The organism is Tolypothrix tenuis PCC 7101 (genome assembly GCF_963874875.1).
Lineage (GTDB): Bacteria > Cyanobacteriota > Cyanobacteriia > Cyanobacteriales > Nostocaceae > Aulosira > Aulosira tenue.
In genome coordinates this window covers 6,488,912-6,512,029 of sequence record NZ_CAWNJS010000001.1, presented here as the reverse complement: position 1 = coordinate 6,512,029, position 23,118 = coordinate 6,488,912, and the positions used below count along the sequence as shown (strand labels likewise).

Genomic DNA, 23,118 nt, shown 5'->3' with positions numbered 1-23,118 from the left:
ACCCGATGAAGTAATTCTGCAATCAAGCCTGTATTTTTACTTAATTGTTAACTGAGAACAAAATTAGAAGGTGCATCTTAAATATGGCTAGAAGACAAAGAACTTCCGATGTGTTAATTAAAGCAGTGCGTCGTGCGGCTGGCATTAAATCAATTGATCCACATTTAGATGCAGGTAATGGATTGACTTTATTTGCCTATTCCAACCACATTGAGACAATGCGAGATCAAGAAAATGCCTACAACAGTGCGCTTGCTAATTTGGATAGGTTGTATACTGAAATGCTGGCAACCGAGCGTCAGCTAGCAGATATGACAGAACATATGCTGATGGGTGTTGCAACTAAATATGGCAAAAGCAGTGTAGAGTATGGTATGGCGGGAGGAGTTCCGAAAAACCAACGCCGCAAGGGACTGCGAGGCGAATCTTCAATTGAGCCTACTGGGGAAGAAGCAATCATAGCCAGTGTGAATGGCAATGGCAAGGTTAAAAGTCACTCAGTTTAGCGAGATTTAGATCCCCGAATTTTTCAAAAAGTCGGGGATCTGGGCAATAGCAAGGCATTGGTGTCAACTTAACGTGAAATCCGCTTAGTTGCAAGGTTTCGCCCTCACCCCCAGCCCCTCTCCCACCAGGAGAGGGGAGCAAGAGATTTAGTTCCCCTTCTCCTGCGGGAGAAGGGGTTAGGGGATGAGGGCGCGAGGTATTTGTACAACACTCGCCGTATATAGCTTTTAGCTTAAGTTGACACCAATGGGCACCAGTAAGATATTTGATATGCCAAAAGATTGAGGATGCCGTGCCCTTATAAAGAATTTATCTGTCGCCAACATTATTTGAATTGGTATAAGTTTTTTGGGGAAAAGGTGAAGGATTAAAGGTTTTTTCTTTCCCTTACCCTTTCCCTTTCCCCCTTCCCCTTTAACCGAATACAAAATACTTAATCACGACGCATAGCGAGTAATTCTTGGGGAGAAGCTAAGAGTTTAATTTTGGCTTCAATAATTTGGCGTTGTTGGTTGAGAATAAATAACCAAGTAACGTTAACACCACACCAGGATGTAAAGGCTTTTCCTGCTACCTGAACTTGAATTTGCTCGTTTGGCAAACTCTCAATAATTCCTTGGTGCGGTTGGGCTTTAATACCTTGAGCTTCTTGTTTTAAATAAGTTGCGATCGCATCTGTCCCCACAAAACCAGATTCAAAGGGTGGATACATAATACCATCCTCAGCAAATAAGGCAGATGTTGCCGCAAAATCTCCAGCATTCAAAGCTTCAAAGTAACGTAGAATAGTCGGTTCTGTAATTCCCTCAATCGATAATTCTCTTGTGTCTGTTTTCCTGTTAAATTCAGCAGTAGTCATAAAATTACTTTTTTGAGGCTAGCTAAACATCAATATTCATGGCAAACACAGTCAAATAAAAGCTGCTATCGGTATATATTGCTTTGTTATGATTAAGTCGTTCTCTGGATAGAGGCAAAATTTAAATAAGAGAAATGAATAGCTCTAGCATAACCACCAGTGATGTAGTAAAGAAAAAAGCGCAGGAGTTGGGATTTCACAAAGTCGGAATTGCGGCTGTGGATGGGGTAGATGAAACAGCAGCACAGCGTTTGCAAGCATGGCTAGCACTGGGTTATAACGCCGAAATGGCATGGATGGCTAACCCCAAGCGTCAGGATATCCACTTGATAATGCCAGAAGCGCGATCGCTAATTTGTGTAGCGCTCAATTACTACACACCACATCAACGTCCCGAAGGTAAGGAATACGGTAATATTTCTCGTTACGGCTGGGGACGAGATTATCACAAGGTGATGCATAAGAAACTTAAAGCACTAAATAATTGGGTACAATCACTGAGTGAAAATATCCAGGCGCGTTATTATGCAGATACAGGCCCCGTACAAGACAAATTATGGGCGCAAAAATCTGGTATTGGCTGGATTGCCAAAAACGGCAATGTAATTACCAGGGAATATGGTTCTTGGGTCTTTTTAGGAGAGATTATCACCAATTTGGAACTAGAGTGCGATCGCCCAGCTACAGAACATTGTGGTACCTGTACGCGCTGTTTAGAAGCTTGCCCTACTAGTGCAATCACACAACCCTATGTAGTAGATGCTAATCGCTGCATTGCGTATCATACAATTGAAAATCGGGCAGAACAATTACCCCCAAACGTTAAACCCCACTTACAAGGCTGGGTTGCAGGGTGTGATATCTGCCAAGATGTATGTCCGTGGAATCAACGTTTTGCAAAAAGCACAGATGTGGAACAATTTAATCCTTATCCTGGGAATCTGGCACCGAAGCTGCTAGAATTAGCAGAAATCTCAGAAGAGGAGTGGGAGCGACAATTTACAGCCTCAGCCTTGCGACGGATTAAACCAGAAATGTTGAGACGTAATGCCCGTGCTAATCTAGACGCATCTAGGCAACAGAATGACGCAGACAGTGATTATTTTTGATTTTGATGGCACGATTGCAGATACAGTAGACGCTCTTGTCAGCATTGCTAATCGTTTGGCTGTAGAATTTGGCTATGTCCCAATTACCCAGCAGGAGCTAGCACTCCTGAAAAATTTAACATCAAGGGAAATTATTAAATACTCAGGTATCTCTGTATTTAAAATCCCTTTTTTAGTAAAGAAAGTTAAAGGAGAGTTAAAAGACAAAATTCACGAGTTTCAACCAATTCCCGGAATCAAAGAAGCCTTAATAGAACTCAAGGCTGAAGGTTATAGTTTGGGAATTATTACTTCTAACTCTAAAGATAATGTCAATGAATTTCTCAAAATTAATGAGTTAGATAATTTATTCGATTTTATCTACTCAGGGGTCACAATTTTTGGCAAAAAGACGATTATCAATAATGTCTTAAAGCAAAGGCAACTAAAACCGCAACAAGTGATTTATGTTGGTGACGAAACTAGAGATATAGAAGCTTCAAAGAAAGCAAATATTCAAGTAATTGCCGTAACTTGGGGTTTTAATTCCCCAGAAATATTAGCAAAACAAAAACCAGATTTTTTAATTCACCATCCTAGTGAATTGTTGACGGTAGTAAATAGGAAAAATTCGTAATTCGTAGTTACAGCTGTTACCACCTCATTGAAAACATCACACAGCAGATTGCAAAGTGTGATGTTCATGTAATTTTAGGTAACATGGCTGTACCCTAACGAAATACACTGTATATTCGTAATTACATTCTGTAAATTACACTAACCATCATAGTGCCACCCTCATAGACAATACTGCTCGGTTAAGGATTGTCAACTCTTAATTTGGTTGGGGGAAAAGGTGAAAGGGTAAGGGTTAAAGGTCTTTTCTTGTCCCTTTCCCCTTAACCTTTTCCCCCTTAACCGACAAGTATTGCCCTCATAGATCGAGTGTTCTAATATTTGTAATTACGAATTACTAACTACGAATTACGAATTACGAATTATCAACTTTTTGCTTCACCCTTTTCCAAAGCTTTTTTTACTAAATCATCATCAATACTAGCTACACCTTCATTTCTAGAACCTGCAACATCCTTAGCCATGTCTGCAAAATCATCAGGATTACCAGTTGCTTGGGTTTCGAGTCTAGTTTCTTCTGGTTTGGAAACTTCATATTTAGGCGCTGTTGCTGCTTCAGCGGCTTTCGCACCTTCACCTGTGCGATCAATCTCACTGACACTCAGTTTTTGTGCAGCAGCGTAATCAGCTTCAAAATCTACTTGAGGCGCTTTTTCTTCACCAGCCGCTATGTTTTCTGCTGCTAACTGTGCGTCATGGGTAGGTGCTTCGCTGACATTGGGCTTGATTTCATCAGGCATAATTGACTCCTAGGTATTTTTTCGCTTGCTGTGGTCATCCTATCAAAGCAATCTATAAAATCATTGGCACCTTAGGAGATATTTTTACCTCTATTAGAAGATAGATAAAAACTGCAAATTGCTATAAATAAATCTCTTTCTTGTGGAAGTCGATTCTGATTATTAAATTCTGTTAACCCTTAATTTGATATGTTAAATTGCCTTGGAGATAAATAATGACTGCTAGCCAAAATCACAGCGTTCCTCAAGCTTTAACTAATGAAACTCAAAAAGTTGTAGAAGCTTTTAATAAATTGGATACCGATGCAAAATTAGCATGGTTTTATTTTGTTTATGAAAAGATGGGAGATTCAATTACTCCAGCCGCACCTGCTGCTGCAGAACCCAATTTAGCACCAATTTTATTAGGAGATTATTTAGATTTATCTGATGAAGAACAATTAACAATTATGCGCCAAATTGTTAATTGCGAAGATAGCGATTATTCTCGTGCCTATGGTGCTTTAAAAGAAAATAATCAGCTATTAGTTTGGTATGCTTGGGCTGTAGCAATGGGAGATAAAGTAGTTGATCTACCAGATAATTACGAAACTACAGATACAATGGACAATTTACTTTCTCAAATCGAAGGATTAGAGTTTGAGCAACAAATGTCTGTGATGCGAACCATTGTAGGAAACATGGGCTACAGTGATGTCAAACCTGTAGAAACCCAAGCACAAACTGGAAAAACCCCAAGTTTATAAGCTTCATTTAATTTGGGGAAAAGGTGAAAGGGTAAGGGTTAAAGGTTTTTCTTACCCCTTTTCCCCTTCCCCTTTTTTGCTTTCCCTTTTCCCCTTAACCGACAAGTATTGAGTTGCTAAGAGGATGTTTGAAAAGTCTGTAGTAGTGTATCAAATATTTTTTACCCCACCCTAGCCCTCCCCTTAGAAAGGGGAGGGAACTGGATTTTCCGGTCTCCCCCCTTGACAAGGGGGGATTAAGGGGGGTAACAGTGCAATTAAAATCACAGGGAAAAACTTTTCAAACAACCTCTAAGACACCGCCATCTGGTTTAAATCTGCTGGGGTGAGGTGAGAGTGAATAACCTCACCATCACGAAACCAAACTATGCGCGCAGTTTGACGCGCTACCTCTGGTTCGTGGGTAACCATAACAACTGTAATTCCACTGGCGTTTAACTCGCTAAAGATATCCATAACTTCTTGGGTAGTGCGAGAATCGAGTGCGCCAGTGGGTTCATCCGCTAACAGCACCACAGGACGGTTGACAATAGCACGGGCGATCGCTACTCTTTGTTGTTGTCCGCCTGATAGTTGCGTGGGCTTGTTAGAAAGACGCTTTTCTAAGCCAACTCTAATCAAAGCTTCCGTAGCGCGATCGCGTCTTTCTTTCGCATCAACTCCCGCATAAGCCATTGGTAACATCACATTTTCTAAGGCTGTTAGTTGGGGTAATAAATGAAATTGTTGGAAGACAAACCCTAGTTTAATATTGCGAATATGCGCCAATGCTTTATCATTCATTTGCGCCACATCGACGTTATCTAAATAGTAGCTCCCAGAAGTAGGGCAATCCAGACAGCCGATGATATTCATAGCTGTAGATTTACCGGAACCAGAAGGCCCCATAATTGAACAATATTCACCTTCATCGATAGCCAAATTCACATTATTAAGTGCTTTGACTTCTGTTTCACCGCTACCGTAAACTTTAAAGATATTTTCTAATCTAATAATTGGGAATTTGTTATTTGTCATTTCTTATTTGTTATTTTTCTCTAATTTTGATTTTTTATAACCTCTTTATTCAGCAAGTTGAGTAACTTGCTCTGTTGTTATTCAGAGGGTAATACCAAACACATCTAATTACATATTAAACTTTCTCAATCTTTTGTGGGGTGAGAATCTTGCCCGCCCAGATGAGACAACTTAAACGGTGATTAATGTATCTACATCTGTCTGACAGTGTAAGTATTGTTTCTATCTTTTGTAGGATTATGCCTCTAGAATCATTCGTTAAGTTATGTGGAGTAACTGCAAGAAATTTTTCTTAGTAATTGCAAAAGCTAAGAAAATTCGCCTAATTTGGAGTTTTTATGACCTACACAGTTGACGAAACCACAAGACCAGCTTTAGAAAGATTTCAACGCTTTGATGTAGATACTCAACTCGCTTTACTTTGGTACGGTTACCTAGATTTGAAACCTCAGCTCAACCCAGCGCCTCCTAACAGCGTTGATACTCCTGCAAGAGCTGTTTTCGATCACATACAAGACTTGTCTCAACAAGAGCAATTGCAAGCACAACGCGACCTAATTAAGGGTGGTAGTGGTGAAATTAACCGTGGTTACAACGCGCTCAGTCCTAATGCCAAACTAGAGGTTTGGTTGCTGTTAGCACAAGGAATGGAAAATGGAACCATCATCCCAATGCCTTCTGATTATCAGCTTCCTAATGGCACAGAGGAATTTACAGCACAAGTTAAAAAGCTAGAGTTTGATCAAAGATTGAATTTTATGCTTACTGCTGTGCAAGCAATGGGTTAATCTATTTCTTAATTAGGAATTTAGGTGCGTTATTACGAAGAGAACGTACCTAAATTCTGAATTAATGAAACCTGGCAACGGGATTAAAACAACACTAAGAAGTTGGCATTGCGATCGCAATTTAAATCATCTTGGCGACAGTATATTATTCTTAAGGGCACGCTACTGTCATGCCCTTACAGTTTTAGGAAAATGTTAAGGGTTAAAAGTTTCTTTCCCTTTTCCCATTCCCCTTTTTTCCCTTAACCGACCTTTCTTTCCGGTTCCCTCACTCCGTTTACTTGACTTAAATTGCTGCTTGAATAACTTCGCTAATAGTTTTACCAACTAATGCATTATCCCAGTAGCTTCCATGAGCTTCACCACCCCAAATGAGTGGGATTAATCTTTGGCTAAAAGGACGGTTAAAAATATTACCCTTGTCTGTAATTACATCCTGAGTATTCACATAATCAGTGCTACCGTCTAAAAGCATTGACATCACGCCTTCTAATGGGTAAGCAATGGGATCGCCAGGATGAGAAAAATTACGCCAATTTAGCGGCTTTTTTCGCAAATTATAGAGATTTTGTAAAAATCTTCGCAGATCGGGTGTTAAATCGTGGGTGCTGACTCCGTTAACATTACCACTAATATTCAACAGACTGAACAGTGCTAATGGTGAACCCATTGTATGGATACTAGCTAGGGGGATTCCAGTTTGAGGATTGGGATCTAAACCAAACAGGACATTACGCAGATCCTTAACCAGTTTGATTGTCTCATCTTCTAGGTCGTGAGATTCCCACCGACGAGCAAAGAGGATGTCAAATAAAATTACTGTTCCCCAACTATGAGTGATGACATGGAGGCGATCGCTAGTATTAGCACCTTGTAGTACACTAAAAGCCTCTGACTTGAATCTTTGTACTACCTGGGTACCAACATGGCGGCTTAAGTAAAGTGCAGCATCACCAACAAATTCAAGAATCTGTTCTGTGCGAAAATCTCTAAACCAAAAGTCGTTCCATTTGGGAGAATCTTTGATATTAGTGACTAATTCCCTTTGTGCAGCCAAATTCAGATCTCCCCAGAAAAAATAAATCGGCTTCACAACTCTAGACTTATCGTTGATAGAATTTTGAATGCGATTCAGCAAGATATTGCATAATTTCTCAAATGTTGGTCTTTCATGAGTTTTGACACCGTGGACGAAGAGAACATAATCTGTAGGCATCTTAGTGGCCTCTCAATGACTTCATATCTCAAATCCAAAGTGTAAACGCAATAATTCGGATGCGATCGCAAACGATCACAAAACTTGAAAAGACGCAATCCACTGGCTTGAAAATAGGGGTGTTTCCGCTAGTGCATAGATAAGAGAGATTTCATCCAATACAGTTCAGTTAAGAAAATTAATTGATCACAAAACCAAAAAACTACTTACTCAACAAAAAAACCGAACAATAATTTTGGAGGGGGTTTGGGGGACGCAACCGTCACCCAATCGGGGGTTTGGGGGAGAATCCCCCAATTGATCTGGCTTTTTTAATTAAGTGACAAATCAATCACTAATGAGCTTAACCCAAGCGTATTGAAATTTAATCGTGATTAGCTAGCTGGAAATATCCCTTTAAAAACAACAACACCCAAACTCCTACTAACTGAACACTTTCCTCTAATTATGTAACATAGCCAGGGATGTACTACGATTTCATCACTTTAGTGAAAAAGTTATGATAACCAGTGACAGCGCCCCCTGAATTCAAATATTTGAGGAAATATCAGGTTTTTTGTTGGGTGTTGCTATTTTTTTGACGAGACAGATGTAAATTAAACAGCGTTTTTACCTCTTAATTTAACTTCAAATGCAGCTGTTATATCTGCCAGGGAAGCTTAGTAGCTTCATTTATTAGATTACCACCTGGAAAGTGCTAGATAATTTTTGGTCATTAAAGTTTACTTGTAACACTCATAGATATTAACGAAATATTAAGTGTTTTGGGGAAACCTCTAATAGTAAAGTCTTCATTGTTTTAGCTGAATGAGTAATAACTCATGAATTGTTTAAGTTATAAAAAATAGGTTTAATTTGCCATCTTTCACAGTTGAGTTTTATAGAATTGGCGCTATGATTGTTAACTTTGCATAAGGGATTAAGAGGTAACTCTATCCACAACTCTGTACCTTTACCTTCTTCTGATACACACTCTATAATGCCACCATGTTTTTCTACAATAATTTGGTAACTGATAGCGAGTCCTAAACCTGTACCTTTGCCTACAGGCTTAGTTGTGAAAAATGGGTCATAAATCCGCTTTTTAACCTCTTCTGTCATACCTGTACCATTATCGGCAATCCGAATCAAGATAAAGGATTGATCGGCGGAAACTCTAGTGGAAATACAAATTGAGGGGATGAGAGATTGATCGTGTTTAACTTGTGTTTCTAAAGCATCAATAGCATTAGTGAACAAATTCATGAATACCTGGTTCATTTGTCCGGCATAACATTTCACTAATGGTAATTCGCCATAGTCTTTCATCAACTTCACGCCTGGGAAATTGATATTGGATTTGAGCCGATGTTGGAGTATCAATAAAGTGTTGTCAATTCCTTCGTGTAAATCAACAGGCTTAAATTCTGCTTCATCTAAACGAGAGAAATTGCGTAAAGACAGCACTATAGAGTAGATTCTCTCAGCTCCTACTTGCATAGAGGAGATAATTTTGGGCAAATCCTCTGCCACAAACCCGACATCAATCGTTTTTTCTGCTAAACGAATTTCACTATCTGGTTGGGGATAATGTGATTGATAGAGATATAAAAGCTGTAGTAATTGTTGGGTGTAGTCATTGGCGTAAGTGAGGTTACCGTAAATAAAGTTAACAGGGTTGTTAATTTCATGGGCTACCCCTGCAACTAACTGTCCCAAACTAGACATTTTTTCGGTTTGAATCAATTGTGTTTGTGTATGTTGCAGTTGTTGTAGAGTCCGCTCTAACTGTTCTGCTTTAGCCTTAGCCTGGTTTTCAGCAGCATGACTTTGTTCGTAGAGTTGTGCTTGCTGAATTGCGATCGCAGCCTGATCTGCTAGTTGTAGGATTAACTGAATTTCTGCATCTTGCCAATTTCGGGGTGCATTACATTGATGAGCAATTAGTAAACCCCATAGTTGCGTACCCATTTTGATGGGAATAATTAAGTTGGCTTGTACTTGCAGATTCTCCAAGAACTCCCGATGACAATCACTCAAACCTGCGGTTGCAACATCATTAATTGCCCGTACTCTTCCCTGATTGTAAAGACGAGCATACTCATCAGGAAAACATTCTTGAGGGGCTGTGGTTCCCAAAGCTGATGCGTAGTTACCATGAATCTCTTCTACAATCACATAACCATCAGACTCACTGAATATTTTGTAAATTAACGCCCGATCGGAATTGAGTAGCGATCGCACTTCCCTGACAATGGTTTGCAGGGTAATATTTAAATCTAATGAACTGCGTATTTGCTCGGTGATTTGCTTGATGATTTTGGTAAAATGCAGGGATTTCTTGATTTCAGCAGTTTGTTCTTTTACCCGCTGTTCTAAGTTACTATTGAGGCCTTGCACTTCTTGATACATTTGCTGCTGGTGAATAGCCATTGAGAAGTGATAAGACAAGGCTTGTCCGAGAAATATATCTCCTGGTTTCCATTCTGGCGCTTGTCCTTTCCTTTCTTCTCGCCAAACCTCAAAGGACAGTTGGGGTAGTTGTTGACGCTGATTTTGCTCGCAGCGTCCCGCCCACAAGATTTCAGTATCAAATTCTGGGCGAAAAATGGTTAACACACCAATAAAATTTAGCCGGTAATGTAGAGGAATTACCAATAATCCGCGAATTGGAGTAGCTTTGAAGGCTAAGGCTAAAACTCGGAAATTGGGTTCTTTATAAAGGTCGGAAATTGCCCACACCTGACTGGGTTTGGATTGAGCTATCCAGTTTTGCCATACGGGATGCTGCTCAATGACACTATTTTCTAACTCGTAAGGTAATTTCGGTTGTTCGCCCCAGGTGTAAAGTTCTCCACTCTGTTCGATGTAAAGCCTACCACCGATACCACCAAAAGCATTAATAGTTGCCTTGAGAGCCTGTTGCAATTGAATTGTCGGTAGTTGATGTAACAGGATACTGATTTGGTTAATAATCCCTTCTTGTTGTCGCTGAAAACGGGTTTCGCTAAGTAGATTGCTTTGAGCGATCGCAATTTCTACTTGATCGCTAACCTGTTGTATGACTTTCAGTTCCCACTCGGAAATAGTTCGTGGTTGGCTGTGGTGTGATACCAACAATCCCCATAGTTCTGGCTTTGCTGATTTCTCTGTAAGATTGCGATGTAATATTGGCACTACCAACGAAGCCTGTACACCCATAGCGGTTAAGTATTGAATATGACATGGGTCTACCTGTCGATAGTAGATATCCTCTGTTTGTTGGTATGGGTCGCTGGTTGATAAATATAAGGGCGATAAGCCGACTTGTCCTGTAGATACATCCACAATAGCCCGTTGTCGCACGGCTATAAACATCTCTCTGGCGTACCGTGGGATATCATTAGCAGGGAAGTGTAGTCCTAAAAGAGATGGTAAACGCTGTTCGTGGATCGCTTCCGCAATCACTTCGCCACTCTCATCTGCATCAAAGCGATAGACCATTACCCGGTCTGTACCTAAAAATGACCGCACCTCGGCAACGGTAGCTGTTAATATGTCTGGAAGTTCAAGCGATCGCCTAATCTGATTAGTCATTCGGTGTAGTAAACTTTCTGGATCAAAAGTTTGCTGCACCCCACCAGTGTTCTTAGTAAATACCATTAGTTATATACACTCAAAGAATTGTATAAAACTCTTAAACCCTGATATTAATTAAATTTGGTTAGCGGCAGGTGAGTGGAACTTTTATGGAATTGCTTCCATGTCAAAGAAGAAATTTTTAGACCAGATTGGAGACGGCTTAACACTCTTGCGAGAAGCAGGGAAAGCAGCATCAAAAAAGTCTAGCTAACTCACGCTTACTTTGATTTCTCTAGAGAAATCTGAAGTCTCGAGGGTGAAAGATTAAGAAAAAGTTAATTATTAAGTAATTTATTTTATCTCTTTGCTCTTATAGATGCATACGGTAATACTATGCAAATTAGAAAATGTTAATTTTTTATCTATATATCGTATAAAAAAATACAGATATTTAAATTGATTTTGCAATAAAAAAGAATTTCTTATCACTAAAAATATTTGTTTAAAGACAATTTAAGGGGAATTTACTAAATTCCCCTTAAATTATTTTTTTCGTGTGTTTTGGTAATTAATATTACAGGTATTTTTCAGTAAGTGCAGTCACAGAGACTAACTTGCGGATTTCTTCACGTACACTCATAAGAACTTTACCAAGTTGGTTTTGACCAGTTTTATTTTTTCCACAACCCCAAAAGTAATCGTTAGGTGAATCCTCTACTATGATTTCATTCCCCGTGTTTAAAAGTATGTCTCGAATCTCAGTATGAGTGAGGAACTTTTTCAATACAGCTTCTCGCATTACCTGAGTTTTCACAATATCCCAATCACAACGGAGTTGGCGACTACTACATCGCCCTAAAGCAGCAGCTTCTTCTGGAGTTGGGGCATTATGGATCGCGGGTATAATTACCGCATCAATACTGCCAACAAATTTTTGTGCTTGATAATAATGCTCAACAGTTGCCCAGTAAGTACCCTGGATTTGAATTCCATGCGGAGAAAAGTTAGAAAAACAGCCATAAGGCTGCCAAACCTTGTAAAAGTAAATAGTCATTTGAAAATTGCTCTTGAATATCAATTTATATCATGCCTGGAGATGGTAATTAGAGTCTGCAAAAACTCCCTAACAGGAAATTTTCTACTTTCAAATCAACGCTAGCATTTGCCTCTAGATAGAAGATATTCCTTTGGTGAAAGTTCTAAGGTAGTAAAAATGCTAATCTGCGAGGTTGAGCATGGAGGCGAATAGTGAGAAACTCAAGCAACCGACACCGCTAATTGCTGCTGGTATTTTCCTGGGTTTAGGTTTAGGTGGATTTGTGGATGGTATCGTACTGCATCAAATCCTCCAATGGCATCATATGTTAAGTAATGTGAGACCACTGACTAATGACTCAAATATAGATTTGAACATGGTCTGGGATGGATTATTTCATGCCTTGGATTGGTTACTCACAGTAGTTGGGGTAGCTTTGTTATGGCGTGCAGGTGGGCGTAAAGATGTTCCTTGGTCATCCCAAACTTTTCTGGGATCTATACTTTTTGGTTTTGGATTATTTAATGTAGTAGAAGGGCTAATTGACCATCAAATTCTCGGCATTCATCATGTGAAACCAGGGACAAATCAGTTAGCTTGGGATATAGGATTTTTAATATTTGGAGCGCTACTTATTGTTGTTGGGTGGTTGATGATTAAAACTAGAAAAGTAGCAGAATAATCAAAGGTCAACCTAAGCCCCAAAAATCTTTTTATCGTGACCTACCCATTCTTTTTCCCGTAAAAGATATTTTTGAATTTTGCCAGTACTAGTTTTTGGTAGGGAAGTAAATTCAATCGTACTAGGACATTTAAAAGCCGCAATTTGACTGCGACAAAATTGCATTAATTCTTGTTCTGTAACTTGCATTCCTTCTTTGAGGGTAACGAAGGCTTTAGGAACTTCACCGCGTTTAGCATGAGGGATGGAAATCACAGCACATTCTAATACTGCTTCATGACGGTAAAGACATTGTTCAACTTCAATACTAGAGACATTTTCACCACTAGTAATGATGATATCTTTCATGCGATCGCGCACTTCAATATAACCATCTGGGTGCATTACTGCTAAATCGCCACTGTGAAACCATCCCCCATGAAATGCACGTTCTGTAGCTTTGGTGTCGTTATAATAACCTGTCATCACCATATTTCCTTGCATCACCACTTCGCCCATTGTTCGACCATCTGCAGGGACATCATGCATATTTTTATCTACAACCCGCAAACCATCTGCACCTATATAAGGTACGCCTTGACGCGCCATGAGTTTAGCTTTTTCTGCAATATCTAAATCTTCCCAATCTGATTGATATTCACAAGCTGTATAAGGGCCATATACTTCCGTCAAACCATAAACGTGAATAATTTTCGCGCCTATTTCGCTAATTTTGGCAATCAAAGTTGGTGACGGTGGTGCGCCGGCTGTTGTGATTGTGAGTGGTGCTGCTAAAACTTGCGGACAGTTAGGATGATTTAGGAGTGAAATTAGAACTACAGGCGCAGCATTGAAGTGTGTGACTTTCTCTTGTGCAATTAAATTCCAGACAGTACCAGGGTGAAATTTACGCAAACAAATATGAGTACCAGCTATAGCAGTTACCGCCCAAGTAAAACACCAACCATTGCAGTGAAACATGGGCAAAGTCCAGAGGTAAACTGAGCTAGGCGTTAATGTGGTTTCAATAATTTCGCCTAAAGAATTCAGATACGCGCCTCGGTGGGAGTACATTACACCTTTGGGTTTGCCAGAAGTTCCACTTGTGTAATTAATAGAAATTGTCTCCATTTCATCAGCAATTAGCCAAGGTAATTCCGCATCACTACCCGTTTGGATAAAAGCTTCATAATCTTCACCTGCTAAAGGCTCAAATTCTTCTATCTCACGGATATTGATAATCTGTTTGACAGTTTCTAAACTATCTTGAATCGGTCGAATAATATTTGCTAATTCTGTATCAACAAATAAAAACTTAGCACCACAATCATTTAATATATAGGCAACTTCTTGTGGTGCTAAACGCGTATTAATAGATACCAAAATACCGCCAGCTAAAGGTACAGCAAAATGGGCTTCTAGCATGGGGGGAGTATTGAAACAAAAAAAGGCGACGCGATCGCCTTTTTCTAGTCCCGCATGACGCAAAGCTGAAGCTAGACAATTTATCCGTTCTGCAAATTCAGCGTAAGTGAAGCGTTTTTGTTTATATATAATCGCAACTTTATGACTATATACTTTAGCATTTCGTTTAATAAATGTTAAAGGAGTGAGAATGCTGCGGTAAACTGCTTCAGGGTTCATGGCTAAAGAGTCAAGGGTCAAAGGTCAAGAGTCAAAAATTTATTAGGAATTGTCGTTTTTTATAACTAAGAATTCAGAAATGCGAATGGAGTGTAAAAAATTTAAGATCCCCACTCAGGAGCATATCACACAGGAGTTACCAATAATTGTAGGGGCACAATATGTTGTGTCCCCACCCATATAAATTATTTACTTGAAACATCTATGCATAAGGATTTTCAATCAAGATAACTTCTATCCTGATAGTCGAGCCTCATGTAAAATTAGTTTACATTTGACCCTGCAGTACAGATGGGATTAATCACGTCTCTCCAACCCTTGACTACCTAACATTTCTCACCAAAAAATCTGCTTGTCCGCAACTTGTGCGAGACCGTTTGATAATTTCTTCACTACAAACACCAGGTTGACCGTCTTTAGAGTAGCAAAAGAATACTTCTTGCAAAAACCTTCCAGAACCGGAACAATAAGGCGCTATAGCATTAGGATTTAATTCTGAATTAGCGCTAGTAAATGCATTTTGTAATCCATTAATAGTAGTGCGGAAAGGTTTACTTGGACGATTATAAGCTGTGGGAATCGCTACAGAATCTTTTAACTGCTTGGATAATTTTAAATATTCTTTAGGAGTTTTACCCGAACAAGTACCATGTTTTTCCCATTCATGGTCATAAAGTTTCGGGCTAGGAAACAAACCTGCAAACTCTTGCTTTAATTTTTTCGGTAATTTTTCAGAGGAACAATTAGCTGGATAACCCTTTTGGTATTGGGGCCACAAACCATGTAATACAAAACCAAGTTTTTTACCTGCTTTGCACTGCTGTGGATCGCGATCGCCATTGTTGGCGCAGTAATCTGGTGACCATGATAAGGTCAGTACGTAAAAATCAAACTGGCCGGGATTTCCGCGATTTTGGGCGCTAACGGCGTTAGGGATAGCAAAGCTAGTGATCAACAGGGAAGATGCTACCAGAATGTTCTTGAACTGCATATTCAGAGCGAGATTTTTCAGTAATGAAAGTGACAGCCTATACCTTAACTCAGAGCAGTAAAAAATAGTCAATAGCGATCGCAGGCATTCCCTATGACAAGCTTTTCTGGCAAAATATCAGTAATACTGCTGACTATGCTGCGGTGAAGTTAGTCAGTATGTAGATATAGTTATGCAGTAATTTGTGCATCCCTAAAGCGTGGAAAAGTAAAAATGAGGACAAAAAGCAAAGTTGATATTTGGTGGCGATATTTTTTCTTATTTACAGCGCTAATCATTTCTAGACCAACTTTCCATTTTGTTAACCAGGCTTTACGAGGACACCCGCTAGATTTTAACTATTTCTGGAGTGAACTTTCATTAGAAAAAATTTTGGCTGCTGGTCTTTACAATGGTGATGGTGGCGCAGACTGGAACATCGGTAAGCCAAAAGCTACAATCTGGAATGCTGAACAGTTGCGTTCTCTACCAGAAATCAGAGAATTCGCCCTGGAACTAGTCAATCGCGATCGCAGTTTGAATTATCTACCTAATTTGCGGCAAGATACCATACTTTCCCTAGCAGCCCAACGTCATGCAGAAGATATGCTGGCGCGCAATTATTTTAGTCATATTTCTCTTGAAGGTAAAAGTCCGCGCGATCGCTATCTTTCATTGGGCGGTACTCCCGGTAAAGGGGTGGCTGAAAACATTCTGCAAAGCAATACACAGGGTTTCGGCTTCACCTACGGCGAAGCCGAAAAATTTCAACGCGGTTGGATGTACAGCAATGGACATCGAGAAAATCTTCTCGCGGTTCAATACACCAAATTTGGCTATGGAATTGCAACTGGTGTAGACGGGCGGATTTATGCAGTGCAAATGTTTGCAGAATAATTGGTTATATCATGTCCGTTTAAGGACTTATCATATCTGTGAAGGTCGGTAATGGGTAATGGGTAATGGGTCATAGGTAAGAAAAATAGAGTTTAACAATTACCAATTACCAATTACCAACAAGACCAACCATATCGTTAGTAATTAGCCGGATTTGATATTAAGGCTAAAATTGACTCATCTCATATCGTAGCCAAAGAGATTGGGGTCAACTTCGCCTAATTGCAAATCTGCTAAACCATACTCAGCCCAGCGTCGATCAACCATTGCTGCTACATCGGGATCTGATTCTAGTGGCGCGCCCCATTCATGTTCGGTTTCTGGGGGAATTTTGGTGGTAGCATCAATTCCCATGCGTCCACCTAAACCAATTTTCTCGCTGGCGAAATCTAAAGTATCAAAGGGTGTATTCGGTAAAATAAACACGTCCCTGGTGGGGTCAACTTTAGAACTAATCGCCCAGACAACTTGGCGCGGATCGCGAATATTGATATCTTTATCCACCACAATCACAAATTTGGTGTAAGTAAATTGTGGTAAAGCACTCCAAAACGCCAAAGCTGCCCGCCTTGCTTGTCCGGGATATGCTTTATCAATGGAAATAATCGCCGCTTTGTAACTCAAAGCTTCCATTGGTAAGAAGAAATCGACAATTTCCGAGACTTGTTGTCGTAAAATTGGGGTGTAAATCCGATTGAGTGCGATCGCCATCATCGCTTCTTCTTTGGGCGGACGACCGCTAAATGTTGTTAAGTAAATCGGATCTTTGCGGTGTGTCATACACTGAAAGCGGATTAATGGCGAATCTTCAACACCGCCGTAATAACCCATGTGATCGCCAAAAGGCCCATCTGGTAATACTTCCCCTGGCGTAATCGTTCCTTCTAACACAAACTCTGAATCTGCGGGAACTTCCAAATCTACAGTTTTGCACTTAGCTAACTGCACCCCAGAACCACCATACAGCCCAGCAAACAGCCATTCTGATAAATCTACAGGAATGGGTGTCGCCGCAGCCATGATAATCAAAGGGTCTACACCCAATGCGATCGCAATTTCTAATTTTTTACCTTGTTCTGCGGCTTTGCGTAAATGTCTCGCCCCACCCCGCACCGATAACCAATGCACGGTCATCGTATTTTTAGACTGTAGTTGCAAGCGATACACACCTACATTTGGTGTACCTGTCTCACAATCCTTGGTAATTACTAATCCTAGAGTAATAATCTTGCCAGCATCACCCACATAAGGACGTATCAAAGGCAACTTATTTAAATCCAAGTCCTCGCCTTGAATTACCACTTGCTGACAGGCGGGGAAGAAGTCGCGTCCTGGTTTAGCTTTCAGGACATCAAACAGCACCTTACCAAAATCTATTGCTTGGGAAATCTTCTTTGGCGGCTTGGGTTGTTGCAGCATACTCAGCTTTTTACCCAGAGTTTCCAACTCTTCTGGATGCTGCATATTCATCGCCCAGCAGATCCTTTCCACAGTTCCCATCAAATTCACCGCCACCGGGAAGGATGCACCTTTAACATTTTCAAACAGTAACCCCGGCCCGCCTTTTTGCAGCATTCGGTTAGAAATCTCCGCAATCTCTAACTCTGGGTCAACTAAAGCAGAAATTCGCTGTAATTGTCCCCTTTCTTCCAGAAGTTTGATAAATCCCCGCAAATCTCTCGCCATTGTTTTAGTAAAGCTGAATAATTAAGAACTGTGAAGCGCTCTCTTATATTATTAGCTAATTCTTCGCCCTTTCACACCGCAGGCGATCGCAAAAGATGCCTAAGCACTTTACGCTGAATTAAGGTAAAAGAATTGATTATGTAAGGTCGGGTGCGTGGGTGAGTGCGTTATCTGATGAGGAAATATACCAGGCAATCGGTAAAATAATAGCAAATTTTGGCTTATATCAATGTCATGAATGTGCTGATGCTGTGATGCGATGAGCAAGTTATTTGAAATTTTGCAAAAAATTAGAAATAAACCTGGTATGTATATTGGCAGTACTTCAGTTAGCGATTTGTTTCATTTTTTAGTAGGCTTCAAAACAGCTTTGAGAGAATTAGGAATTGCTGCTACTAAAGAAGAAATGGATTTTTATCGAGAGTTTCAGCCTTGGGTACAAAAGAAATATCATGTATCAACATCAAATTCTTGGGCAAAAATAATTATGCTCCACTGTGCCAATGAGCAAGAATGTTTTAACACTTTTTACAAGTTGTTAGATGAATTTCAAAATCGAAATAAGAATGTAGGCAGAAATTTATCTGAAGAACAGGCTTATAGAGGAGATAAATACAATTTAGAAGAAGTTATTGGCAGATAAAATATAAACGTTTAATTGGTAATAGAAGACACCACCAAACACTAAACACTAAATTAAGCAATTGAACATATTACTTTCTGCAGTGGAATTTGCACGATAAATTCTGTTCCTTGCCCAGGAGTAGAATTACAGTAAATTTTGCCGTTATGTTTTTGAGTGATAATTTGATAGCTGATAGACAATCCTAATCCAGTACCTTTGCCTATAGGTTTGGTAGTGAAGAAGGGGTCGAAAAGTTGAGAACGAATTTCCTCTCTGATACCGATACCGTTATCGGCGATCGCAATCGTCATCCAGTGATCATTGTTAACGAAGGTACGAATGGTAATTTGCGGTGTGGTGTTAACTTTGGACTCTTCCAGCGCATCAATAGCATTACTCAGCAGATTCATTACTACTTGATTGAGTTGGCTGGGGTAACATTCCACCATTGGCACTTGTCCGTAGTCTTTGATGACTTGAATTGTGGGATGATCGGGGCTACCTTTGAGGCGATGTTGCAAAATCAGCAAAGTACTATCAATACCTGTGTGAATATCGGCGGGTTTGAGTTCGCTTTCATCTAAACGCGAGAAGTTGCGTAGAGAAACAACAAGTTGACGGATGCGATCGCTCCCCAATTTGAGAGAATTGAGCAACTTGGGCAAGTCTTCTGTGAGATAATCCACATCTACTTCTTCCATCCAAGCTTGAATTTCCGGATGGGGTTCGGGATGACATTCTCGGTATAAGGAAACAAAAGTAATTAAATCTCGGATATGTTCTTCAGCAGGTTTGAGATTGCCATAAATGAAGTTGACGGGGTTGTTAATTTCGTGAGCTAAACCTGCAACTAATTGCCCAAGGGAAGACATCTTCTCACTTTGCACTAAATGCACCTGTGCCTGTTTTAAGTCTTCCAGCGCTTGCGAAAGTTCGGTGGTGCGTTGTTCAAGAACTTGTTGGGAATTGTGCAGTTGCAAATGTACTCGAATTCTAGCCAGTGCTTCTTCGTGTTGAATGGGTTTGGTAATATAATCCACTGCACCTAAACTTAACCCTTTGACCTTATCCACTGTATCCGAAAGGGCAGTCATAAAAATTACCGGAATATCGCTGAATTCTGCTTGAGATTTGAGCCGTTGGCAAGTTTCAAACCCATCAATTCCCGGCATCATCACATCTAGCAAAATCAGATCGGGATGGTAAGACTGGAGACGTTGTAAAGCTGCTTCCCCACTTTTTGCGATCGCTACTCGGTAGCCAATTTCACTTAAAATATCAAACAAAACTTGAATATTGGTAGGGTTATCATCCACTACTAAAATTGTTCCGGTGCGGGCAGTGGTTTCAACAATCATGGATGAACTCCTTAGAATAATTAAAAATAGAAAATAAAAACGGACATTTTTAACAGCCAATTTTACTACGTATAACTACATATTTGCTTGTAGTAAATTTATTATGCCTTCGTCATCAAACTTCTGACTCAAATCTAGTAGCTTGTTCGCAAAAGGTGCATATTGGGGATTGAGTTGCTTCAATCGGTTGGCTTCCAATTGAATGTCAGCCATAAATCCATCCTGTGCCGCTTGATACAGGGCTGCCAATTCGGCTGGTGCTGGTACAAGCCAATCTGTGGGATTGTCTTCTGCAGCACAGGCTTCATCTGTCTGCGGTGGAGTTTCATAAATCCAATGCAAATCCAAGTGCTGCTGTAACTCACGTAATAATCCAGTGAATTCAATTGGCTTGGGGAAAAAGCTATTACAACCTGCGTCCATCGTTTCTTGCATATCCACCTGAGACAGACTAGCAGGAGAAGCGATAATTGGTAGTTTGGTAAAATCTGACAGTTGGCGCAGGCGGCGAGTCATTTCCAGCCCATTCATCTTTGACATCATGACATCGGTAATAATCAAATCGGGATGCATCTGGATTGCTTTATCCAATCCCGTCTGACCATTGTCTGCCTCCATCATCTTGAAACCCAGGGGTTCCAGCATTCCAATTACCACAGCACGATTCTCTCGGTGATCGTCAATCACTAAAATTTTGCGCCGTTCACCTTGATAGCCAATTACCTTTTGCTGGTTATTCCCATTTTGAGACAGCCAATCGGTAGCCGTGGGTAAATCTATTTCAAACCAGAAGCTGCTACCTTTACCGAGAATGCTTTTTACCTGAATTGTGCCACCCATCATCTCCACAATTTGCTGACTGATCGCCAACCCTAAGCCAGTACCTTCACTATTGCGATCGCGTTTCCCGGCTTGTTCAAAGGGTAAAAAGATAGCTGCTAGTTTTTCTGCTGCTATGCCAATACCAGTATCAGATACCTGGAAGCGGATTCTAGTGGAGAGGTGATCTTCCTTCTTCTCTAAAGCCTCAACGCTAAAATTCACGCTGCCAAAATCGGTAAATTTCACCGCATTGCTGAGGAGGTTAAGCAAAACTTGCCGTAGGCGTTTATCATCGGCATAAACAGCGATTGGTAGATTAGCAGCGGGGTGGTAATTAAAAGCTACCCCTTTTTGCTCGGCTTTGATGCGGCAAATTTCTACTGTAGAGATGAGGAAGTTAGCTAAATGGAAATCTTGAGGATAGAGATCCATCTTCTGCACTTCCAATTTAGATAGATCCAGAATGTCATTGATCAGCGTCAACAGATGGGAACCGCACTGATGAATTACGCCTAATCCCTTTTGTTGCTTTTCGGTAGTCGCTGGATCGCGTTGAAGAATCTGGGCATAGCCAAGGATACCGTTGAGGGGGGTTCGTAGTTCGTGGTTCATATTAGCAAGAAATTTACTCTTGCTGTGGTTAGCGGCTTCAGCGGCTTGCTTTGCCTGTTGCAGTTGGGCAGTGCGTTCTTCTACCCGTGCTTCTAACTCTGCATTACTTTTTTCTAAAGCAGTGAATGAGTCATGCAATTGCCCTGCCATGTGGTTAAAAGAATGGGCGAGAATATTGAATTCTTGGATGTTGCCATCTTTTACAGTCTGATCTAAATCGCCCAGTGCCATTGCCTGGCTAGCTTGATTCAGGCGCAGGATGGGACGTGCAATCCAGCGAGAAGTCAAAAATCCAAGCACCGTTGCCACCCCCAGCGCGCCAATACAAAGTAAGATAGTCGTCTGGGTGTTAGCGTTTATCTGTGCCATAAAACTACTTTCTGGCACGCTAGTCACAACCAACCAATTCAAGCCATATTCATCGCGCCAGGGATCAATATGCACATGGTAATGTTCTCCCTGAAAATTGACATTCAGTTTTTGTGTATTGGTGATGGATTGTAAGTTAGGAATGCTTTTTTGCAGTTCCTTAGCAAGACCTTGCACTACAGGATTAGGACTCTCTGTTGCTTTGAGGCGCTGAATTTCGTTATTGACTACCTTAAAAGGTTGCTCTGGTGCAGAATTGGCAACCAACATACCATCGCGCTCTATAATTAACACTTGCCCAGCACGACTGATATCTAATTTGCGTAAAAATTCGCTGAGTTTCAATAAATGGATGTCAACCCCGACTACAGCAATCAAGTTTTTGTTGGCATCATAAATTGGTCTACCTGCTGATGCTGCAATATAAGGAGGAAAAGCAGGATCGTAGTAAGTATAGATGCGAGTCCAAATAGGTTTTCCGGCTTTGGCGGGTTCAGTGTAATTAATCTCGTTAAGGGTATCCCAGGTAGCCGTCGCCAAGATTTGAGTCCGGTTACCATCATTATCTGCCAAGTAAGTTGTCATATTTTGTGGTTGGCTAGGTGTTTTGGCGACGTTATCGTCAATAGTCACCGTCTTGCCATCGTAACGGCCTGCTCCAGCCCCTTCTCCGCTAGGAAGATTTAAGCTGATATAGGTTAAGTCATAAGCTTGCATTTCGTGCCAGAAGAACTTACCAATAGTTTTGCGATCGCGTACATCCAGCAATCCCATCCGAATTGCATTAGCATTGATCTGATTTACTTTATGCGGAATCGATAGGTAAGCATCTAAATGGTTATCTACCTCACTGGTAGTTCGCTTCATTAACTGTTCTGCTAGCTCCTGAACCGCTTTTTCACCGTTTTTAAATGACAAATATCCCACCAATCCGACTGCAGCAAATACTTGCATCACAAAAGGAACAATGAGTACAAGTTGTAGTGGCAATACCCGGAATTTACTGGATAATGGATGGGTTTTCATAAGTTAGAAATTTTAGTTCATCAACAGTCGGTGCCAAATTCTCTACCCTGATTACTAATTGAGGTTGCTCACTACCGACTTGGGGTTTTGGGCATTGGACTCTCTGCCATGCCCAAAACTCTATCCCCTTGTCGATGGAGTTTTTGATGGTGAGGGCTTATTGGCACGGCTTGAACTTCACTGGCTGGCACAAGCAAAAAGTTTTGCCCTCATTAATGAGGATTCCCCAAAAATATCTAATTTGAACAAAATTCATCCTTAACTATCTGCAAGTT

The 23,118-nt window shown here is 40.5% G+C and carries 19 protein-coding genes; 8 read left to right on the top strand and 11 right to left on the bottom strand.

The genetic code is table 11. From position 1 onward, the window contains the following. The first annotated feature begins 83 nt into the window (after positions 1–83). Positions 84–506: a hypothetical protein gene (locus tag AACU25_RS25755; protein WP_096580532.1), complete on the top strand. Its 423-nt coding sequence runs from the start codon at positions 84–86 to the stop codon at positions 504–506. 434 nt (positions 507–940) lie between these two features. Here the strand turns inward: AACU25_RS25755 and AACU25_RS25750 are convergent, their stop codons facing one another. Continuing rightward, positions 941–1,366, bottom strand: a complete 426-nt coding sequence (locus AACU25_RS25750) for a nuclear transport factor 2 family protein (RefSeq protein ID WP_096580530.1) — start codon at positions 1,364–1,366, stop codon at positions 941–943. Positions 1,367–1,500: 134 nt separating this feature from the next. Here AACU25_RS25750 and queG point away from each other — a divergent pair, with 134 nt between their 5' ends. Beyond that, complete coding sequence (gene queG, locus AACU25_RS25745; protein WP_096580528.1) at positions 1,501–2,475, top strand: tRNA epoxyqueuosine(34) reductase QueG; 975 nt, start codon at positions 1,501–1,503, stop codon at positions 2,473–2,475. Then, on the top strand, positions 2,450–3,091 hold the full coding sequence (locus AACU25_RS25740; protein ID WP_096580526.1) for an HAD-IA family hydrolase: 642 nt from the start codon (positions 2,450–2,452) through the stop codon (positions 3,089–3,091). Before queG ends, AACU25_RS25740 begins: the two co-directional genes overlap by 26 nt. 364 nt (positions 3,092–3,455) lie before the next feature. Here the strand turns inward: AACU25_RS25740 and AACU25_RS25735 are convergent, their stop codons facing one another. After that, positions 3,456–3,830, bottom strand: a complete 375-nt coding sequence (locus AACU25_RS25735; RefSeq protein WP_096580524.1) for a hypothetical protein — start codon at positions 3,828–3,830, stop codon at positions 3,456–3,458. A gap of 215 nt (positions 3,831–4,045) precedes the next feature. Between AACU25_RS25735 and AACU25_RS25730 the strand changes: the two genes are divergently transcribed. Then, on the top strand, positions 4,046–4,576 hold the full coding sequence (locus AACU25_RS25730; RefSeq protein ID WP_096580521.1) for an orange carotenoid protein N-terminal domain-containing protein: 531 nt from the start codon (positions 4,046–4,048) through the stop codon (positions 4,574–4,576). 291 nt (positions 4,577–4,867) lie between these two features. Here the strand turns inward: AACU25_RS25730 and AACU25_RS25725 are convergent, their stop codons facing one another. Next, the gene (locus AACU25_RS25725; RefSeq protein ID WP_096580519.1) at positions 4,868–5,593 is read right to left on the bottom strand and encodes an ABC transporter ATP-binding protein; all 726 of its coding nucleotides are present in this window, start codon (positions 5,591–5,593) and stop codon (positions 4,868–4,870) included. A gap of 338 nt (positions 5,594–5,931) precedes the next feature. Here AACU25_RS25725 and AACU25_RS25720 point away from each other — a divergent pair, with 338 nt between their 5' ends. Then, positions 5,932–6,381 (top strand): orange carotenoid protein N-terminal domain-containing protein, encoded by a 450-nt coding sequence (locus tag AACU25_RS25720; protein ID WP_096580517.1) that lies wholly within the window; start codon positions 5,932–5,934, stop codon positions 6,379–6,381. 286 nt (positions 6,382–6,667) lie between these two features. Here AACU25_RS25720 and AACU25_RS25715 read toward each other — a convergent pair whose 3' ends face one another. The 3 genes from AACU25_RS25715 to AACU25_RS25705 all read right to left on the bottom strand — a co-directional run bounded on the left by AACU25_RS25715 (position 6,668) and on the right by AACU25_RS25705 (position 12,191). Next, complete coding sequence (locus tag AACU25_RS25715; protein WP_096580515.1) at positions 6,668–7,597, bottom strand: hypothetical protein; 930 nt, start codon at positions 7,595–7,597, stop codon at positions 6,668–6,670. 819 nt (positions 7,598–8,416) lie between these two features. Then, on the bottom strand, positions 8,417–11,218 hold the full coding sequence (locus tag AACU25_RS25710; RefSeq protein ID WP_096580513.1) for a GAF domain-containing protein: 2,802 nt from the start codon (positions 11,216–11,218) through the stop codon (positions 8,417–8,419). A 493-nt stretch (positions 11,219–11,711) separates the two neighbouring features. Further along, positions 11,712–12,191 (bottom strand): NADAR family protein, encoded by a 480-nt coding sequence (locus AACU25_RS25705; RefSeq protein WP_096580511.1) that lies wholly within the window; start codon positions 12,189–12,191, stop codon positions 11,712–11,714. A 181-nt stretch (positions 12,192–12,372) separates the two neighbouring features. Here AACU25_RS25705 and AACU25_RS25700 point away from each other — a divergent pair, with 181 nt between their 5' ends. Continuing rightward, positions 12,373–12,855, top strand: a complete 483-nt coding sequence (locus tag AACU25_RS25700) for a DUF2243 domain-containing protein (protein ID WP_096580509.1) — start codon at positions 12,373–12,375, stop codon at positions 12,853–12,855. Between the two features lie 12 nt (positions 12,856–12,867). Here AACU25_RS25700 and AACU25_RS25695 read toward each other — a convergent pair whose 3' ends face one another. Together AACU25_RS25695 and AACU25_RS25690 are read right to left on the bottom strand one after the other, a co-directional pair. Next, on the bottom strand, positions 12,868–14,478 hold the full coding sequence (locus AACU25_RS25695) for a long-chain-fatty-acid--CoA ligase (protein ID WP_096580507.1): 1,611 nt from the start codon (positions 14,476–14,478) through the stop codon (positions 12,868–12,870). A gap of 322 nt (positions 14,479–14,800) precedes the next feature. Next, positions 14,801–15,469 carry a ribonuclease T2 family protein gene (locus AACU25_RS25690; RefSeq protein WP_096580505.1) on the bottom strand — a complete coding sequence of 223 codons (669 nt, stop codon included), beginning with the start codon at positions 15,467–15,469 and terminating at the stop codon, positions 14,801–14,803. A 213-nt stretch (positions 15,470–15,682) separates the two neighbouring features. Between AACU25_RS25690 and AACU25_RS25685 the strand changes: the two genes are divergently transcribed. Then, on the top strand, positions 15,683–16,345 hold the full coding sequence (locus AACU25_RS25685; RefSeq protein ID WP_096580503.1) for a CAP domain-containing protein: 663 nt from the start codon (positions 15,683–15,685) through the stop codon (positions 16,343–16,345). Positions 16,346–16,522: 177 nt separating this feature from the next. Here the strand turns inward: AACU25_RS25685 and AACU25_RS25680 are convergent, their stop codons facing one another. After that, entirely contained in the window at positions 16,523–18,031 is a 1,509-nt protein-coding gene (locus tag AACU25_RS25680) for a UbiD family decarboxylase (RefSeq protein ID WP_096580501.1), read from the bottom strand. Between the two features lie 259 nt (positions 18,032–18,290). On the opposite strand from AACU25_RS25680, the gene AACU25_RS25675 reads away from it, so the two are divergent. After that, a complete protein-coding gene (locus AACU25_RS25675; protein WP_199347393.1) occupies positions 18,291–18,674 on the top strand; it encodes a hypothetical protein in 384 nt (127 codons plus the stop codon). Positions 18,675–18,727: 53 nt separating this feature from the next. Here the strand turns inward: AACU25_RS25675 and AACU25_RS25670 are convergent, their stop codons facing one another. Further along, positions 18,728–20,014 (bottom strand): sensor histidine kinase, encoded by a 1,287-nt coding sequence (locus tag AACU25_RS25670; protein ID WP_096580499.1) that lies wholly within the window; start codon positions 20,012–20,014, stop codon positions 18,728–18,730. 75 nt (positions 20,015–20,089) lie between these two features. Continuing rightward, the gene (locus tag AACU25_RS25665; RefSeq protein ID WP_096580497.1) at positions 20,090–22,843 is read right to left on the bottom strand and encodes an ATP-binding protein; all 2,754 of its coding nucleotides are present in this window, start codon (positions 22,841–22,843) and stop codon (positions 20,090–20,092) included. Positions 22,844–23,118: the final 275 nt, after the last annotated feature.

Bases quoted from the DNA above. Each gene is read 5' to 3' on its own strand.
- AACU25_RS25725 (WP_096580519.1), bottom strand. From the start codon at position 5,593: ATGACAAATAACAAATTCCCAATTATTAGATTAGAAAATATCTTTAAA.
- AACU25_RS25700 (WP_096580509.1), top strand. From the start codon at position 12,373: ATGGAGGCGAATAGTGAGAAACTCAAGCAACCGACACCGCTAATTGCT.
- queG (WP_096580528.1), top strand. From the start codon at position 1,501: ATGAATAGCTCTAGCATAACCACCAGTGATGTAGTAAAGAAAAAAGCG.
- AACU25_RS25665 (WP_096580497.1), bottom strand. From the start codon at position 22,843: ATGAAAACCCATCCATTATCCAGTAAATTCCGGGTATTGCCACTACAA.
- AACU25_RS25675 (WP_199347393.1), top strand. From the start codon at position 18,291: ATGAGCAAGTTATTTGAAATTTTGCAAAAAATTAGAAATAAACCTGGT.
- AACU25_RS25685 (WP_096580503.1), top strand. From the start codon at position 15,683: ATGAGGACAAAAAGCAAAGTTGATATTTGGTGGCGATATTTTTTCTTA.
- AACU25_RS25695 (WP_096580507.1), bottom strand. From the start codon at position 14,478: ATGAACCCTGAAGCAGTTTACCGCAGCATTCTCACTCCTTTAACATTT.
- AACU25_RS25740 (WP_096580526.1), top strand. From the start codon at position 2,450: ATGACGCAGACAGTGATTATTTTTGATTTTGATGGCACGATTGCAGAT.
- AACU25_RS25730 (WP_096580521.1), top strand. From the start codon at position 4,046: ATGACTGCTAGCCAAAATCACAGCGTTCCTCAAGCTTTAACTAATGAA.
- AACU25_RS25670 (WP_096580499.1), bottom strand. From the start codon at position 20,014: ATGATTGTTGAAACCACTGCCCGCACCGGAACAATTTTAGTAGTGGAT.
- AACU25_RS25720 (WP_096580517.1), top strand. From the start codon at position 5,932: ATGACCTACACAGTTGACGAAACCACAAGACCAGCTTTAGAAAGATTT.
- AACU25_RS25710 (WP_096580513.1), bottom strand. From the start codon at position 11,218: ATGGTATTTACTAAGAACACTGGTGGGGTGCAGCAAACTTTTGATCCA.
- AACU25_RS25755 (WP_096580532.1), top strand. From the start codon at position 84: ATGGCTAGAAGACAAAGAACTTCCGATGTGTTAATTAAAGCAGTGCGT.
- AACU25_RS25690 (WP_096580505.1), bottom strand. From the start codon at position 15,469: ATGCAGTTCAAGAACATTCTGGTAGCATCTTCCCTGTTGATCACTAGC.
- AACU25_RS25750 (WP_096580530.1), bottom strand. From the start codon at position 1,366: ATGACTACTGCTGAATTTAACAGGAAAACAGACACAAGAGAATTATCG.
- AACU25_RS25735 (WP_096580524.1), bottom strand. From the start codon at position 3,830: ATGCCTGATGAAATCAAGCCCAATGTCAGCGAAGCACCTACCCATGAC.
- AACU25_RS25705 (WP_096580511.1), bottom strand. From the start codon at position 12,191: ATGACTATTTACTTTTACAAGGTTTGGCAGCCTTATGGCTGTTTTTCT.
- AACU25_RS25680 (WP_096580501.1), bottom strand. From the start codon at position 18,031: ATGGCGAGAGATTTGCGGGGATTTATCAAACTTCTGGAAGAAAGGGGA.
- AACU25_RS25715 (WP_096580515.1), bottom strand. From the start codon at position 7,597: ATGCCTACAGATTATGTTCTCTTCGTCCACGGTGTCAAAACTCATGAA.